The sequence below is a fragment of the Nocardia sp. NPDC051833 genome (assembly GCF_040681225.1).
GTDB lineage: Bacteria > Actinomycetota > Actinomycetes > Mycobacteriales > Mycobacteriaceae > Nocardia.
This window is the reverse complement of sequence record NZ_JBFAYK010000007.1, coordinates 48,725-62,932: the sequence shown is the minus strand read 5'-3', so window position 1 is coordinate 62,932 and position 14,208 is coordinate 48,725. Positions and strand designations below refer to the sequence as shown.

Below are 14,208 nucleotides of genomic sequence, written 5' to 3'. Positions count from 1 at the left end.
TGGCATCGGTCAGAATAGGACGATGCCCGCCGGTTCCGCCCCTGTCTCCGACGCGGCCGGGTACACAGTGCGCGCGGTCGCGGATCGTCTCGGCATCCCGACCGCCACCCTGCGCAGCTGGAATCGCCGCTACGCCATCGGGCCCGCGCAAGACCGTCCCGGCCGGCATCGGCTCTACACCGAAGCCGATATCGCCCTGCTCGAGCGCATGGTGACGCTGATCCGCGACGGCGCGAGCCCGGCGGGCGCCGCGGCGGCCGCGCGGGGGCCCGCGGTACTCGCGGGCAACCGTGCCGAGCTGATCGGTGCCGCGTTCGCGCTGGATTCCTCGACCTCGGTCGACCTGGTCGAGGCGCACGTGCGCGCCTTCGGGGTGATCCGCACCTGGGACGAGCTGTGCCGCCCCGCCTTCGCCGACATCGTGGCGCGTCAGGGCATCGGCGAGAACTGCATCGATGTCGAGCATCTGCTGTCGTGGTCGATCGCGGCGGTGATGCAGCGGGTGCAGACCGCGCCGGTGGTCGCCGACCGGACCGTCGTCCTCGCCTGCACCGGCGGGGAGACCCATTCGCTGCCGCTGGAAGTGCTGCGCGCGGCACTGGCCGAGCAGGGCGTCGGCGCCCGGATGCTGGGCGCCGATGTGCCGACGATCGCGCTGGTCGGCGCGCTGGCCCGGCCTGCCGGGCCCACCTCGCTGCTGCTGTGGTCGCAGCGGGAATCGACCGCGCTGACCTCGGCCGTGCTGGCCGGTCTTGACGCGGGCGCGCGGGTCTGCGTCGGCGGCCCCGGCTGGGACGCGGCGCTGCTGCCGCCGTCGGTCGCGCGGATCGCCTCGCTCGCGGGCGCGGTCGAGGCGTTGCGCTGACGGCTGGCCGCCGCGCACCAAACGATGCATAATTGATTCAAATCGGGTGGATCGGCCATCCGTAGTCCGGGGACGACCGGAGGAATCGCATGCACGCATCGAATGGGCCACGCCGGGTAGCGGTGATCGGTAGCGGAGTCGCGGGGCTCACGGCCGCCTGGGTGCTCGCCCGCTCGGCCGAGGTCACGCTCTACGAGGCGCAGGGCCGTCTCGGCGGGCACGCCGACACGCACCGCGTGGTCGCGGGCAACGGCGAAACCCTGGGCGTGGACACCGGATTCATCGTGCACAACGACCGCACCTACCCGACGTTGCGGCGGCTGTTCGGCGAACTCGGCATCGCCACGGGGGAGTCCGACATGAGCATGTCGGTGCGCTGTGACGGCTGCGGTCTCGAATACGCCGGCGCGCGTGGGCTGCCGGGACTGTTCCCGCGCCCCGGGCAGCTGGTCCGTGGCCGGTATCTGCGGCTGCTCGCCGAGGTGCCGCGATTCCACCGCCTGGCCCGCGCCGAACTCGCCACGAGCGCGGCGACCGAACGCACGGTGGCCGAATTCCTGGCCGACGCCGGATTCTCGACCTACTTCCGCACCCACTTCCTGGCACCGCTCATCGCGGCGGTCTGGTCCTGCGATCCGCGCACCGCGCTGCGCTATCCGGCCCGCTACCTGTTCACCTTCCTCGACCATCACGGCATGCTGACGGTGTTCGGCTCACCCACCTGGCGCACGGTCACCGGCGGATCGGCGACCTATGTCGCCGCGGTCGCCGAGCGACTGCACCGGGTCCAGGTCGCCACCCCGGTCCGGGCGCTGCATCGGCATCCGGACGGTGTCACCGTCCGCACCGCCGACGACGGTGTCGACGATTTCGACGCCGCGGTGGTCGCGACCCACCCGCACGAGGCGCTGGCCCTGCTGGCCAGACCGACCGCCGCCGAACGCGACATCCTCGCGGCCATGCCGTACTCGGTCAATCACACCGTCCTGCACACCGATTCCCGGCTGCTGCCGCGCGCCACGAGCGCACGAGCGTCCTGGAACTACCGCCTGCCCGCCTGCGCCGCCGAGCCCGATCGTGTCCTGGTCACCTACGACCTCACCAGACTCCAGCGCCTCGACGACACGGGGAACCGGCGCTTCCTGGTGACCCTGGGCGACGGCGACCGCATCGATCCCGGCGCGGTGCTCGAGACCATGACCTACGAACACCCGCTCTACACCCCGGAATCGGTGGCCGCCCGCGCTCGCGCCGGCGAACTCGGCTGTCCGCGAACGGCCTTCGCCGGCGCCTACCACGGGTGGGGATTCCACGAGGACGGCGCGCTGTCGGGCCTGCGCGCCGCCGAGCGGCTCGGCGGACGCTGGACGGGACCGGTACCCGAGCTGGTGGCGGCCACATGAGCGCCCGCCTGATCCGCACCGACATCCGGCACACCCGGCTGGCGCCGATCCGGCACGCCTTCCGCTATCGCGGGCACAGCTGGCTGGTCGATCTGGACCACATGCCCCGATTGCCGTGGTGGCTGCGGCCGTTCGCGGGTTTCGACGCGAGCGACCACCTGGGCGAACGCGGTGGCTCACTGCGCGCCGCCGTCGACGGGTACCTGGCCGCCGAGGGCATCGACCTGCGGGGTGGGCGGGTGCTCATGCTGGCAGGCGCGCGCTCCTTCGGGTATGTCTTCGATCCGTTGACGCTGTACTGGTGCCGCGATCACACCGGCGCGCCGGTGTGCGTCATCGCCGAAGTGCGCAACACCTACGGCGGCGCGCACCGCTACCTGCTGCGGCCCGACGACGACGGTCGCGCCCGGGTCGGCAAGGAGTTCTACGTCTCGCCGTTCAACCCGGTGGCGGGGGAGTACCGGCTGCGCGTGCCCGAGCCGGATTCGGTGCTGCGGGTGTCGATCACGCTGGTGACCGACCAGCCGATCTTCGTCGCCACCGTCGCGGGCCGCTGCGTGCCCGCCACCACCGGCGCGATCCTGCGCGCCGTGCTGACCGATCCGATCCCGCCGCTGCTCGTGGCCGCGCGTATCCGCTGGCAGGGCGTGCGGCTCTGGGCGCGGGGACTGCCGGTCGTGCCGCGTCCGGTGGCCGTGCCCGAGGAGGCGCTCCGATGACGACCGTGGACACCACCGCGAATCCCGCTGTGCCGGAGCGTGATCAGTGGGATCTGGCCGCGCCGCGCGGGCTGCGGGCGGGCGTGTCGGCGATGGCGGTCGACCCGCTGGTGCGCCGCCTGACCCGGCGGCTGCCGCTGGCGGTGCGCTATCCCGACGGCACCGTCGTCGGCGCGCCCACCGGGGTGCCGTGCCTGGTGTTGCACCGGCCCCGCGACTTCGCCGCCCGGGTCGGCGCGGCCGGGCTCATCGGTTTCGGTGAGTCGTACATGGCAGGCGACTGGGACGCGCCCGATCTCGTCGGCGTGCTGACCGTGCTCGCCGCCCACATCGACGAGCTGGTGCCGCGGTCGCTGGCCCGGCTGCGCCGCCTCTACGTCGCCGGACATCCCGCCGCCGAACGCAATTCCGAGGCCAACACACGCGGCAACATCGCCCGGCACTACGACCTGTCCAACGACTTCTTCGGGCTGTTCCTCGACGAGACCATGACCTATTCGGCCGCGCTGTTCGCCGATCCAGCCGCCGATCTCGCCACCGCTCAGCGCGCCAAGATCGACCGCCTGCTCGACCGCGCGCACGTGCGCTCCGGCACCCGGCTGCTCGAAATCGGCACCGGCTGGGGTGAACTCGCGGTCCGGGCGGCCGCGCGCGGCGCACGCGTGCACACCGTGACGCTGTCGACCGAACAGCGGACGGCGGCGCTGGAACGGGTGGCGGCGGCCGGACTGGCGGAGCACGTGCGGGTCGACCTGCTCGACTACCGCAGCGTGCGCGGCACCTACGACGCCGTGGTCTCGGTGGAGATGATCGAGGCGGTCGGCTACGAATACCTCGACACCTATTTCGCGACCATCGGCCGGGTGCTCGCGCCGGGCGGCCGGGCCGCGATCCAGGCCATCACCATGCCGCACGAGCGCATGCTCGCCACCCGGCACACCTACACCTGGATCCAGAAGTACATCTTCCCCGGTGGATTCCTGCCGTCGGTGCGGGCGATCGAGGACTCCGTCGCGCGGGCGACGGATCTGGGTGTGCGCGAGGAGTTCTCGATGGGCCCGCAGTACGCGCGGACCCTGCGGATGTGGCGGGAACGGTTCGAGAACGCGCGGACGGAGGTCGGCGCACTCGGGTTCGACGAGACGTTCGTGCGGATGTGGCGGCTGTATCTGGCGTACTCGGAGGCGGGGTTCCGGTCGGGGTATCTCGACGTCGGGCAGTTCGTCCTCGCGCGGGGGTGAGTCAGCGACCGAGTAGGTGACGCAGCGTCTGTTCGAGGTCGGGGCCGCGGAAGATGTGGCCCGCCGCGGCCAATCGGGCCGGGGACACCCGCTGACTCGCCGCGGCCAGCTCCCGCGCACCCTGCTCGCCCAGCAGCAGTGCCGGGCCGAACGACGGGACCGGGAGCAGGGCGGGCCGGTGCAGGACCCGGGCCAGGACCTCGGTGTAGTCGCTGTTGCGGACCGGATCGGGGGCGACCGCGTTGACCGGGCCGACGAGCGAATCATCCCAGAGCGCACGGTGATAGATGTCGAGCAGATCGTCGAGACCGATCCAGGACAGCCACTGGGTGCCGTCGCCGATCCGGCCGCCCAGACCCGCCGTGAACAGGGGGCGCAGCAGCCGCAGTGTTCCGCCGGTGGGTGATTGGACGATGCCGGTGCGGACCTGCACCACCCGGCCACCGGCGGCCGCGCTCGCCGCCTCCCAGCCGGTCACCACCTCGGCGAGGAAACCGTCACCGGGATCGGCTGTCTCGGTGAGGATCTCGTCGCCCCGGTCGTAGCCGTAATAGCCGATGGCGGAAGCGGAGACGAAGGTGCCGACGCCGCAGCGGGCCGCGGTCTCGGCAAGCGCCTGGGTCGGGCCGATCCGGCTGTCGGCGATGGCGCGGCGGTGCGCCTCGGTGAACCGGCCCGCGATCGGCGCGCCCGCCAGGTGCACCACCGCGTCCACGCCGTCGAGCAGGTCCGGCGCGGGATCGGCCGGGTCCCAGCGGCGTTCGGCGGGACCGGACGGGGTGTGGCGCACGAGCCGGACCACCTGGTGACCGCCGGTCGACAGGAACGCGCACAGCGCGGTGCCGACCATGCCGGTCGCGCCGCTGACCGCGATGGTGCGTGCGGTGAAACCCGCCTCGGCGGCGCGCCGGTGGGCGGCGAGGTCGTCGGCGAGCTGGCGGTAGCGGTAGTCGAACATCGGGCGCAGCAGGCGGGCGGGGAGTGGGGTGTCGACGTGGTCGGCCACGCGGGTGTGGGTGTCGTCGACGGCGGTGAAGTCGTGGGTGTGCCGCCACGGCAGCAGGCGGCCGACCGGCGCGGAGGCCAGGCCCTCGACCGCGGTCGCGTCGGCGAAACGGTGGGGCGGGTCGTAGGCGGCCGGATCATGTCGCGCGACCCAGCGAAGGCCGCCCGGCAGGCCGAGTACGGCGGCGCCACGGGCCAGGTCGTCGGACTCGCTGAGCAGCCGGACCGGCTGCCAGGGCGGCGCCAGGCGGGTGAACGCGCCGGGCCGGGCGAACCAGGCGAAGACCTCGTCGCGGGGTGCGGAGACAACCATCGAACAGTCGATGCCCATCACTCGACTCTAGCCCCGATCGGTCATCGCTGAAACGTTTGTGCATCGTTTCACGCGGTATTCTGGAGAGGTGATCGCGATTGGTGGGAAAAACGATGCGAGTTTCGAGCCGTCGTTCGTCGACGCACTGCTGGACCGGGCCATCTTGCCGGGCTACAGCAGAGTCGGGATCGCGCTGCGACGGCGCGGCTGGTCGTCCGCCGACCCGGCGCCCGATGCCCTGCGCGGGCAGCGCGCGGTGATCACCGGGGCCAACAGCGGTATCGGGCTGGCCATGGCAGACGGACTGGCGGCGCTGGGCGCCTCGGTCGTCCTGGCCGTCCGGAGCACGCGGCGCGGCGAGGACGCGGCGGCCGGACTGCGGCGACGGCATCCCGGCGGCACCGTGACGGTGGTGGAATGCGATGTCGCCGAACCCGATTCGGTGCGGCGCTGCGCCGCCGCACTCGGCGAGACCCCGATCGACGTCCTGGTGCACAACGCGGGCGTGCTCCCGGCGCGCCGCCAGGAGAACAGCACCGGACACGAACTCACCCTCGCCACCCACGTGCTCGGGCCGCTGCTGCTGACCGAGCTGGTCCGTCCCCTGCTGGCGGCCGCGCACGGGGCTCGGGTGGTGCTGATGTCCTCCGGCGGGATGTACGCCCAGCCGCTGCTGACCGACGACCCCGACTACCGGCGCGGCGAATACCGGGGCGCGCGGGCCTACGCGCGCACCAAAAGGATGCAGGTCGCGCTCACGCCCCTGCTGGCCGCCGAGCTCGCCGACGAGCGGACGTGGGTGCACGCCGTGCACCCCGGCTGGGTCGACACGCCCGGCATCGCCGACGCGCTGCCCCGATTCCGCCGCGTCACCCGGCCGCTGCTGCGCACCCCGGCCGGGGGCGCCGACACCGCGATCTGGCTGGCCGCCACCGCGCGGCCGGTGCCCTCGGGCCGGTTCTGGCACGACCGCCGGGTCCGCCCGCTGCACCTGCGGCGCGGCACCCGCTACACCGAGGCCGAGGCCGCCGCGCTGTGGCGGGACTGCCGGGTCATGATCGGCGTGCCGGAGTCCACCTGACCGACACGGCGAAGGGCGGCGGTTCCGCGGAACCGCCGCCCTTCACCGCAGATCGATCAGCCGAAGTGGCAGACGTAGTGCAGGGTCTCGACGACCTCGATGTCGAAGGCGCTGTTGCCGGGAACCGAGAACGACTCGCCACCACGGAAGACCTTCGGCTCGGTCTCGCCGGGCAGGGTCACCTTCGCCTCACCCTCGATGAGCTCCATGATCTCCGGGGCGCCGGTGGTGAAGGTCAGGGTGGCGGGCAGGATCACGCCGACGGACTTCGAGGTGCCGTCGGGCAGCTCGATGTTGTGGCTGACGCACTTGCCGTCGAAATAGACATTGGCCTTCTTGACGACGGAGACGTTCTCGAACTTCGACATGGGTCCTTCCGGGGGTGAGGGGACCCTTAGTCTACTGGCGGGGCGGGGCTCACCGAGCCCTGCCCCGAGAGGTCAGCTGCCGTAGCGGGCCAGCACCGAGCTGGCTTCCTGGGTGGCGGTACCTTCCTGGGCCAGATGGGCCATCGCCTCGGGGATCTCGCGGCCGTGATGGGCCATGGCCTGCGCGTAGAGGCGACCCGCGCGGTAGGAGGACCGGACCAGCGGGCCCGCCATCACGCCGGCGAAACCGAGTTCCTCGGCGACCTTGGAGTGCTCGACGAACTCCTCCGGCTTCACCCAGCGGTCGACCGGGTGGTGCCGCGGCGACGGGCGCAGGTACTGGGTGATGGTCAGGATGTCGCAGCCCGCCTCGTGCAGGTCACGCATCGCGGCGGTGACCTCCTCCGGGGTCTCGCCCATGCCGAGGATGAGGTTGGACTTGGTGACCAGACCGGCCTCGCGGGCCGCGGTGATCACCGCCAGCGAGCGCTCGTAGCGGAAGGCGGGGCGGATGCGCTTGAAGATGCGCGGCACCGTCTCCAGGTTGTGCGCCAGCACCTCGGGGCGGGTCGAGAAGACCTCGGCGAGCTGATCGGGGTCGGCGTTGAAGTCGGGGATGAGCAGCTCGACGCCGGTGCCCGGGTTGAGCGCCTTGATGGCGCGCACGGTCTCGGCGTAGAGCCAGGCGCCGCCGTCGTCGAGGTCGTCGCGGGCGACGCCGGTGATGGTGGAGTAGCGCAGGCCCATGGCCTGCACGCTCTCGGCGACGCGGCGGGGCTCGTCGCGGTCGAGGGCGGCGGGCTTGCCGGTGTCGATCTGGCAGAAGTCGCAGCGGCGGGTGCACTGCTCACCGCCGATGAGGAAGGTGGCCTCGCGGTCCTCCCAGCATTCGAAGATGTTGGGGCAGCCCGCTTCCTCACAGACCGTGTGCAGGCCCTCGCGCTTGACCAGGCCCTTGAGCTCGGTGTACTCCGGGCCCATGGTGGCGCGGGTGCGAATCCACTTGGGTTTGCGCTCGATCGGGGTCTCCGCGTTGCGCGCTTCGATGCGCAGCAGTTTGCGTCCGGCGGGGGCAGAGGCGTCGACGGAGGTCACCGCACCGACTCTACGCTCGGGGCGACGACAGTCGCGGCGCCGGTGGTGCGATCAATGTCATGCTGCTGAACGGGAATTTCGCCGTCGAGGGCGGCAACGATCGCGGCCGCCACGAGCGGCTTGATTTCGGTGACGGTGACCTCGCGGCCCAGCTCGCGGGTCAGCGAGGTGACCCCGGCGTCCTTGATGCCGCACGGCACGATCGCCTGGAAGCCGTCGAGCGCGGAGTTGCAGTTCAGCGAGATGCCGTGCAGGGCGACGCCGCGCTGCACGCGCACGCCGATGGCGGCGATCTTGCGCTCGGCCAGCCACTCGGTGGCGGGCAGCCACACGCCCGAGCGGCCCTCGACCCGGCCGCACTCGATCCCGAGGCCGGACACGACCTGGATCAGGGCCTCCTCCAGCCGACGCACGTACTGCACGACGTCGACCGGCTCGGCCAGGCGGACGATCGGGTAGCCGACCAGCTGGCCGGGACCGTGCCAGGTGATCTTGCCGCCGCGGTCGACCTGCACCACCGGGCTGCCGTCGATCGGCAGGTCCTCGGTCTCGGTGCGGCGGCCCGCGGTGTAGACCGACGGATGCTCGAGCAGCAGCAGCCGATCGGCGCCTTCGCCTGCGGCGCGCTCGTCGGCGATCTGCCGTTGCAGCTCCCAGGCGGCGGTGTATTCGATGAGTCCGAGATCCTCGACCACGATCGGGGTCGAATCGAATCGAGCGGACGCGGTGGGGCGCGTGTCGTTCACGGCCCTGACGTTACGCCCACCGGGCGCCCACGGTGAAGACCGGTCGGGACGGACGGACTGCCGGTCAGACGTCCAGCGCGAAAGTGCGCTGCATCAGCGTCAGGTCCATCCAGCGGCCGAACTTGTGACCGACTTCGGGCAGCTCACCGACGGTGCGGAAACCGAAGCGCTCGTGCAGGGCTATGGACCCGGTATTGCTCGATTCGATGGCGGCGATCATGGCGTGCACGCGGCCGGAATCGGTGGCGCGGGCGACGAGTTCGGTGAGCAGCGCGCTGGCGACGCCGCGGCGCTGGAAGCGCTCGTCGACGTAGACGGAGTTCTCGACCGAGAAGCGGTAGCCGGTCTTGGGCCGCCACTGGCCGTAGGAGGCGTACCCGGCGACCTCGCCGTCGATCTCGGCGACCAGGATCGGCATGCCGGCGGCGGTGCGGTCGGCGAACCAGGTGAGCCGGTCGTCGAGGTCGACCTCGTCGGTGTCCCAGATCGCGGTCGAGGACGCGATATTGGTGTTGTGGATCGTGAGGACGGCGGGGAGGTCGGCCTTGTCGGCGTCGCGGATGAACATCACTGACCTCCGGGGCGACCGACGGCGGCGGCGAGCGCGGCGCCGATCGTGGGGTGCTGGAAGGTGTAGCCCGCCTGCTCCAGCGCGGCGGGAATCGCGCGCGGGCCGCGCAGGATGGCCTCGTCGGCGAGTTCGCCGACCAGGGCGCGCAGGGCGACACCGGGGACGATGAGCGGGGTGGGCCGGTGCAGGGCCCGGCCGAGCGCGCGGTTGAACTCCGCGTTGGTGACCGGCGCGGGGCCGGCGGAATTGATCGGGCCGGACACCTCGGGGTGGGTGAGCGCGAAGACGATCGCGCCGACCTCGTCGTCGAGGGAGACCCACGGGGTGTACTGGCGGCCGCTGCCGAGGCGACCGCCCAGGCCCAGCCAGTACAGCGGTTGCAGCATGCTGAGCATGCCGCCGTTGCGGGCCAGGACCACGGCGCTGCGGACCAGGACGGTGCGCACGCCCGCCGAGCTCGCGGGCTCGGTCGCGGCTTCCCAGTCGCGGCACAGGGTCGCGAGGAAACCGGTTCCGGCGGGGGAGGTCTCGTCGACCACCGCGTCGCCGGTGTCGCCGCCGTAGTAGTGCGCGCCGCTGGCGTTGACCAGCGTCGGTACTCCGGCGGCGGCGACCGCGGTGGCCAGGACGTCGGTGGGGGTGATCCGGCTGTCGCGCAGCTCCTGCTTGTAACCGCCGTTCCAGCGGCGCGCGCCGATGCTCGCGCCGCACAGGTTCACCACCGCGTCGGCCCCGCGCAACGCCCGCTCGTCGAGCTGGGCGCGCGCGGGATCCCACGCGAATTCGTCCGGTGCCGCGGGAGCGCGGCGCACCAATCGCGACACCTCGTGCCCGTCGCGGCGCAGAGCCGCGACGAGCGCTGTCCCGATCAGCCCGGACGAACCGGCGATCACCACCTTCATCTTCGGCCGAATTCCTCGACTACAGACCCAGATCGGCCTCGAACGCCGCCTCTTCCAACCGGTGCCGGATGGTGGTGAGGAAGCGGCCCGCGTCGGCGCCGTCGATGAGCCGGTGATCGTAGGTCAGCGGCAGGTACACCATCGAACGCACGCCGATCGACTCGCTGCCGGTCTCGTCGGTCACCACCACCGGGCGCTTGACGATCGCGCCGGTGCCGAGCATGGCCGCCTGCGGCGGGACCAGGATCGGGGTGTCGAACAGCGCGCCCTCGGAGCCGATGTTGGTGATGGTGAAGGTGCCGCCGGACAGCTCGTCCGGCTTCAGGCCACCGGTGCGGGCGCGGTTGGCGATGTCGGCGATCGCGCGGGCCAGCCCGGCCAGCGACAGGTCGCTGGCGTTGTGGATGACCGGCGAGAGCAGACCCTGCTCGGTGTCGACCGCGATACCCAGGTGCACCGACGCGTGGTAGGTGATCTCCTTGGTGTCCTCGTTGTAGGAGGCGTTCACGTTCGGGTGCACACCGAGGGCCTCGACCACGGCCTTGGCGAAGAACGGCAGGTACGTCAGGTTGACGCCCTCGCGCGCCTTGAACGAGGCCTTGGCGAGCTGACGCAGATGCGCGATCTTGGTGACGTCGGCCTCGTGGACCTGGGTCAGCTGCGCGGTGGTCTGCAGCGATTCACGCGTCTTGGTGGCGGTGATCTGCCGGATCCGGCTCGCCTTCTGCGTGGTGCCGACCAGACCGGCCAGCTTCGGCGCGGCGGCCTGCTTGGCCGGGGCGGCCGGCGCGGCGGCGACGGCCGGAGCCGCGGCGGGCGCCGGCGCCTTCTTGGCCTCGGCCGCGGCGAGCACATCCTGCTTGCGGATGCGGCCGCCGACACCGGAACCGGTGAGCGACGCCAGGTCGACGTTGTTCTCCTCGGCCAGCTTGCGCACCAGCGGGGTCACGTACGGCGAGCTGCCGTTGGCGGCGACCGCCGGGGCAGGAGCCGACGCGGCCGGAGCCGGGGCGGGCGCGGGGGTCGGGGCAGGTGCCGGAGCGGGGGCAGGTGCCGGAGCGGGGGCAGGTGCCGGAGCCGGAGCCGGGGCGGGAGCCGCCGCAGCGGGCGCGGGGGCCGGAGCGGGAGCCGGTGCCGGGGCGGGCGCCGGGGCGGCCGCGGGCGCACCGCTACCGATCACACCCAGCTGACCACCGACGGCGATGATGTCGTCTTCCTGCGCCGAGATCTCCAGCAGCGTGCCGGCGACCGGGGACGGGATCTCGGTGTCGACCTTGTCGGTGGACACCTCGAGCAGCGGCTCGTCGACGGCGACGGTGTCACCGACGGCCTTGAGCCAGCGGGTCACGGTGCCCTCGGTGACCGACTCGCCCAGCTCGGGCATCTTCACGGGCGTACCGGAAGCGGCGGCGGGGGCGGCGGCGGGCGCGGGAGCCGGGGCCGGGGCGGGAGCCGCGGCGGCGGGGGCAGGCGCGGGGGCCGGAGCCGGAGCGGGTTCGGCAGGCGCGGCAGCAGGCGCGGGCGCGGCGGCAGCGGCTTCGCCGGCGTCGCTGATCACGCCGAGCTCACCGCCGACCTCGACGATGTCGTCTTCCTGGGCGACGATCTTCGACAGCACACCGGCGGTGGGCGACGGGATCTCGGTGTCGACTTTGTCGGTGGAGACTTCGAGCAGCGGTTCGTCGACCTCGACCGTGTCTCCTTCCTGCTTCAGCCACCTGGTCACCGTTCCCTCGGTGACGCTCTCACCAAGAGCCGGCATCTGGACGGAGAAGGCCATGTCCTCTGTCTCCTCTGACTGTTAGACGGGTAATACAACAGTGCTTCGACCCCGGCAGACACCCGTCGCGGGTCGCGGCGTACGTCCACCCCGCCGCGAGAGCGAGGCGTCCGGGAATCGTCGGTTTCTTGTTCCGGCAACCATCCTTGCACTCGCCCGCCGACGACGTAGCGCAGGGCGGCATTCCGGGCAGAGCTGGCACCATGGAATGTACGGCGGTGAGCAGATTTCCGTCGGAGCGCAGGAGGTTGTTACCGGTGGGTTTGCTGGATCGTTTCCGCGGTGCGCGCGGCCGGAGCAGGACAGTCGCTCGTGACAGCGCGTCGGAGATCGCCGCGCTCGCCGACTGGGCGCGGGCCCGCCGTGGCGTCGAGGCGTTCATCGAACCGAAAACCGCTGTGACCGATGTCACAGCGGTGCTGGTGGCCGCGGACGGCGAATGGACCCGCCGCATCGTCGGCGAACGCGGCGCGCGGCGACTGGCGGGCGCGCTGAAGATCCCGGTCTACGACGTCAACCGCACCGGCTATCCGCAGCGCATGCGCGACTACGACGCCCGCCGCCGCATCGAGCGGCGGCGGGCCCGCGAGCAGGAGTAGTCGACTACTCCGCGCCGATCTCCTCGATCACCGTGATCAGGGTGCGCACCGGGACACCGGTGCCGCCCTTGCCGATGTAGCCGAACGGCCCGCCGGTGTTGTACGCCGGACCCGCGACATCCAGGTGCGCCCACTGCACGCCCTCGGGCACGAACTCCTTGAGGAACAGTGCGGCCGAGAGCATTCCGCCCCACCGGTGCGGGGCGACATTGGCCAGGTCGGCGACCTTGGAGTTGAGATCGGCGCGCAGCTCGGCGGGCAGCGGCATCGCCCAGCCGTGCTCGCCGACCGACCGCGAAGCGGCGGCGACGCGGTCGCGGAACTCCTCGGTGCCCATCACGCCGGGCGTGCGGGTGCCGAGCGCGACCATCTGCGCGCCGGTCAGGGTGGCGACGTCGATCAGGTAGTCGGGCTCGTCCTCGGCGGCGCGCACGATCGCGTCGGCCAGGATGAGCCTGCCCTCGGCATCGGTGTTGAGCACCTCGACGGTGGTGCCGCCGTACTGGGTGAGTACATCGCCGGGGCGCTGCGCGGTAGCCGAGGGCATGTTCTCGGCCATCGGGACGGTCGCGGTGACGGTGACCGGCAGTCCGAGCCGGGCGGCCAGCAGGGTGGTCGCGATGACCGCCGCGGCGCCCGCCATATCGGAGGTCATGTTCTCCATGTTGGCCGCGGGCTTGATCGAGATGCCGCCGGTGTCGAAGGTGATGCCCTTGCCGACCAGCGCGATCTTCTTCGGGCCGCCCGCGTAGGTGATGCGCACCAGACGCGGCGGGCGCGCGGAGCCCTGGCCGACGCCGACGATGCCGCCGTAGCCGCCCGCGGCGAGCGCGTCCTCGTCGAGCACCTCGACCTCGAGCCCGGCCGCCTCGGCGAGCACGCGCGCCCGGTCGGCGAACTCGGCCGGGTACAGCGCGCTCGGCGGGGTGTTGACGAAATCGCGCGCGGTCGCGACGGCCTCGGCGACGAGCTGGGCGCGCAGCAGTTCCAGGACGCCGAATTCGGGCTCGGGAACCAGCAGTTCGACGCGCAGCACCGGCTGCTCGTCCGGCTTCGGCGCGCTCTTGGCCGACTTGAAGGTGGTGAAGGTGTACGCGCCGAGGTAGAAGCCCTCCGCCGCAGCGGCCAGGTCGACGCCCGAGAGGGTGGTCGCGACGAGCTCGGTGCCGCTGAGCGCGCGCCCGGCCACCCCGGCGCTGCGGCGCACCTGCTCGGCGTCGACCTTGTCGGTCGCGCCGAGGCCGACCGCGAGCACGCTGGTCACCTCGGCCAGCGCCGCGGGGGCTGGCACCCGGGTGAGTTCCTCGGGCTTGCCCTTCGCACCGACCGCGCCCAGGGCATCGAGCAGCTCCGCGCGAACCTCGGCGGTGAGCACGTCGCCGAACAGGTCGGCGGGGACGATGGCCGGTCCGTTCTCCGAGGACGTCAGGCCGATCACCAGTACATCGGTGTCCGGGCTGATGGTTTCGGTGCGTGCCAATTCCGGTCCGAGTGAACGATCTGCAACAGCGGTCATCGCC

The 14,208-nt window shown here is 72.1% G+C and carries 14 protein-coding genes; 6 read left to right on the top strand and 8 right to left on the bottom strand.

What is annotated here, in order from left to right:
- The first annotated feature begins 22 nt into the window (after positions 1–22).
- From AB0L91_RS32920 to AB0L91_RS32905, 4 genes are all read left to right on the top strand, one after another.
- Positions 23–865 carry a MerR family transcriptional regulator gene (locus tag AB0L91_RS32920; RefSeq protein WP_365016569.1) on the top strand — a complete coding sequence of 281 codons (843 nt, stop codon included), beginning with the start codon at positions 23–25 and terminating at the stop codon, positions 863–865.
- Positions 866–954: 89 nt separating this feature from the next.
- Complete coding sequence (locus tag AB0L91_RS32915) at positions 955–2,268, top strand: FAD-dependent oxidoreductase (RefSeq protein WP_365016567.1); 1,314 nt, start codon at positions 955–957, stop codon at positions 2,266–2,268.
- Positions 2,265–2,987 (top strand): DUF1365 domain-containing protein, encoded by a 723-nt coding sequence (locus tag AB0L91_RS32910; RefSeq protein ID WP_365016566.1) that lies wholly within the window; start codon positions 2,265–2,267, stop codon positions 2,985–2,987. The genes AB0L91_RS32915 and AB0L91_RS32910 overlap by 4 nt, the downstream gene beginning before the upstream one ends.
- A gap of 92 nt (positions 2,988–3,079) precedes the next feature.
- The gene (locus tag AB0L91_RS32905) at positions 3,080–4,228 is read left to right on the top strand and encodes a cyclopropane-fatty-acyl-phospholipid synthase family protein (RefSeq protein ID WP_365016690.1); all 1,149 of its coding nucleotides are present in this window, start codon (positions 3,080–3,082) and stop codon (positions 4,226–4,228) included.
- A gap of 1 nt (position 4,229) precedes the next feature.
- Here AB0L91_RS32905 and AB0L91_RS32900 read toward each other — a convergent pair whose 3' ends face one another.
- Positions 4,230–5,564, bottom strand: a complete 1,335-nt coding sequence (locus AB0L91_RS32900) for a TIGR01777 family oxidoreductase (protein WP_365016564.1) — start codon at positions 5,562–5,564, stop codon at positions 4,230–4,232.
- 70 nt (positions 5,565–5,634) lie between these two features.
- Between AB0L91_RS32900 and AB0L91_RS32895 the strand changes: the two genes are divergently transcribed.
- Positions 5,635–6,627 (top strand): SDR family NAD(P)-dependent oxidoreductase, encoded by a 993-nt coding sequence (locus AB0L91_RS32895; protein WP_365016562.1) that lies wholly within the window; start codon positions 5,635–5,637, stop codon positions 6,625–6,627.
- 56 nt (positions 6,628–6,683) lie between these two features.
- Here the strand turns inward: AB0L91_RS32895 and AB0L91_RS32890 are convergent, their stop codons facing one another.
- From AB0L91_RS32890 to sucB, 6 genes are all read right to left on the bottom strand, one after another.
- The gene (locus tag AB0L91_RS32890) at positions 6,684–6,995 is read right to left on the bottom strand and encodes a pyrimidine/purine nucleoside phosphorylase (RefSeq protein WP_218715933.1); all 312 of its coding nucleotides are present in this window, start codon (positions 6,993–6,995) and stop codon (positions 6,684–6,686) included.
- Between the two features lie 72 nt (positions 6,996–7,067).
- Positions 7,068–8,090, bottom strand: coding sequence for a lipoyl synthase (gene lipA / locus AB0L91_RS32885; RefSeq protein ID WP_365016560.1), 1,023 nt, complete (start codon positions 8,088–8,090; stop codon positions 7,068–7,070).
- Entirely contained in the window at positions 8,087–8,836 is a 750-nt protein-coding gene (lipB, locus tag AB0L91_RS32880) for a lipoyl(octanoyl) transferase LipB (RefSeq protein ID WP_357349369.1), read from the bottom strand. Before lipB ends, lipA begins: the two co-directional genes overlap by 4 nt.
- A gap of 64 nt (positions 8,837–8,900) precedes the next feature.
- Positions 8,901–9,404 (bottom strand): N-acetyltransferase family protein, encoded by a 504-nt coding sequence (locus tag AB0L91_RS32875; RefSeq protein WP_365016558.1) that lies wholly within the window; start codon positions 9,402–9,404, stop codon positions 8,901–8,903.
- Positions 9,404–10,309 carry a TIGR01777 family oxidoreductase gene (locus tag AB0L91_RS32870; RefSeq protein WP_365016556.1) on the bottom strand — a complete coding sequence of 302 codons (906 nt, stop codon included), beginning with the start codon at positions 10,307–10,309 and terminating at the stop codon, positions 9,404–9,406. Before AB0L91_RS32870 ends, AB0L91_RS32875 begins: the two co-directional genes overlap by 1 nt.
- Positions 10,310–10,328: 19 nt before the next feature.
- Positions 10,329–12,089, bottom strand: a complete 1,761-nt coding sequence (sucB, locus tag AB0L91_RS32865) for a 2-oxoglutarate dehydrogenase, E2 component, dihydrolipoamide succinyltransferase (protein WP_365016554.1) — start codon at positions 12,087–12,089, stop codon at positions 10,329–10,331.
- A 257-nt stretch (positions 12,090–12,346) separates the two neighbouring features.
- Between sucB and AB0L91_RS32860 the strand changes: the two genes are divergently transcribed.
- Entirely contained in the window at positions 12,347–12,688 is a 342-nt protein-coding gene (locus tag AB0L91_RS32860; protein WP_365016553.1) for an oxidoreductase, read from the top strand.
- A 4-nt stretch (positions 12,689–12,692) separates the two neighbouring features.
- On the opposite strand, the gene AB0L91_RS32855 is transcribed toward AB0L91_RS32860, so the two are convergent.
- Complete coding sequence (locus AB0L91_RS32855) at positions 12,693–14,204, bottom strand: leucyl aminopeptidase (RefSeq protein WP_365016551.1); 1,512 nt, start codon at positions 14,202–14,204, stop codon at positions 12,693–12,695.
- Positions 14,205–14,208 lie beyond the last annotated feature (4 nt).

Bases quoted from the DNA above. Each gene is read 5' to 3' on its own strand.
- AB0L91_RS32920 (WP_365016569.1), top strand. From the start codon at position 23: ATGCCCGCCGGTTCCGCCCCTGTCTCCGACGCGGCCGGGTACACAGTG.
- AB0L91_RS32915 (WP_365016567.1), top strand. From the start codon at position 955: ATGCACGCATCGAATGGGCCACGCCGGGTAGCGGTGATCGGTAGCGGA.
- AB0L91_RS32910 (WP_365016566.1), top strand. From the start codon at position 2,265: ATGAGCGCCCGCCTGATCCGCACCGACATCCGGCACACCCGGCTGGCG.
- AB0L91_RS32905 (WP_365016690.1), top strand. From the start codon at position 3,080: ATGGCGGTCGACCCGCTGGTGCGCCGCCTGACCCGGCGGCTGCCGCTG.
- AB0L91_RS32900 (WP_365016564.1), bottom strand. From the start codon at position 5,564: ATGGGCATCGACTGTTCGATGGTTGTCTCCGCACCCCGCGACGAGGTC.
- AB0L91_RS32890 (WP_218715933.1), bottom strand. From the start codon at position 6,995: ATGTCGAAGTTCGAGAACGTCTCCGTCGTCAAGAAGGCCAATGTCTAT.
- AB0L91_RS32875 (WP_365016558.1), bottom strand. From the start codon at position 9,404: ATGTTCATCCGCGACGCCGACAAGGCCGACCTCCCCGCCGTCCTCACG.
- AB0L91_RS32870 (WP_365016556.1), bottom strand. From the start codon at position 10,309: ATGAAGGTGGTGATCGCCGGTTCGTCCGGGCTGATCGGGACAGCGCTC.
- sucB (WP_365016554.1), bottom strand. From the start codon at position 12,089: ATGGCCTTCTCCGTCCAGATGCCGGCTCTTGGTGAGAGCGTCACCGAG.
- AB0L91_RS32855 (WP_365016551.1), bottom strand. From the start codon at position 14,204: ATGACCGCTGTTGCAGATCGTTCACTCGGACCGGAATTGGCACGCACC.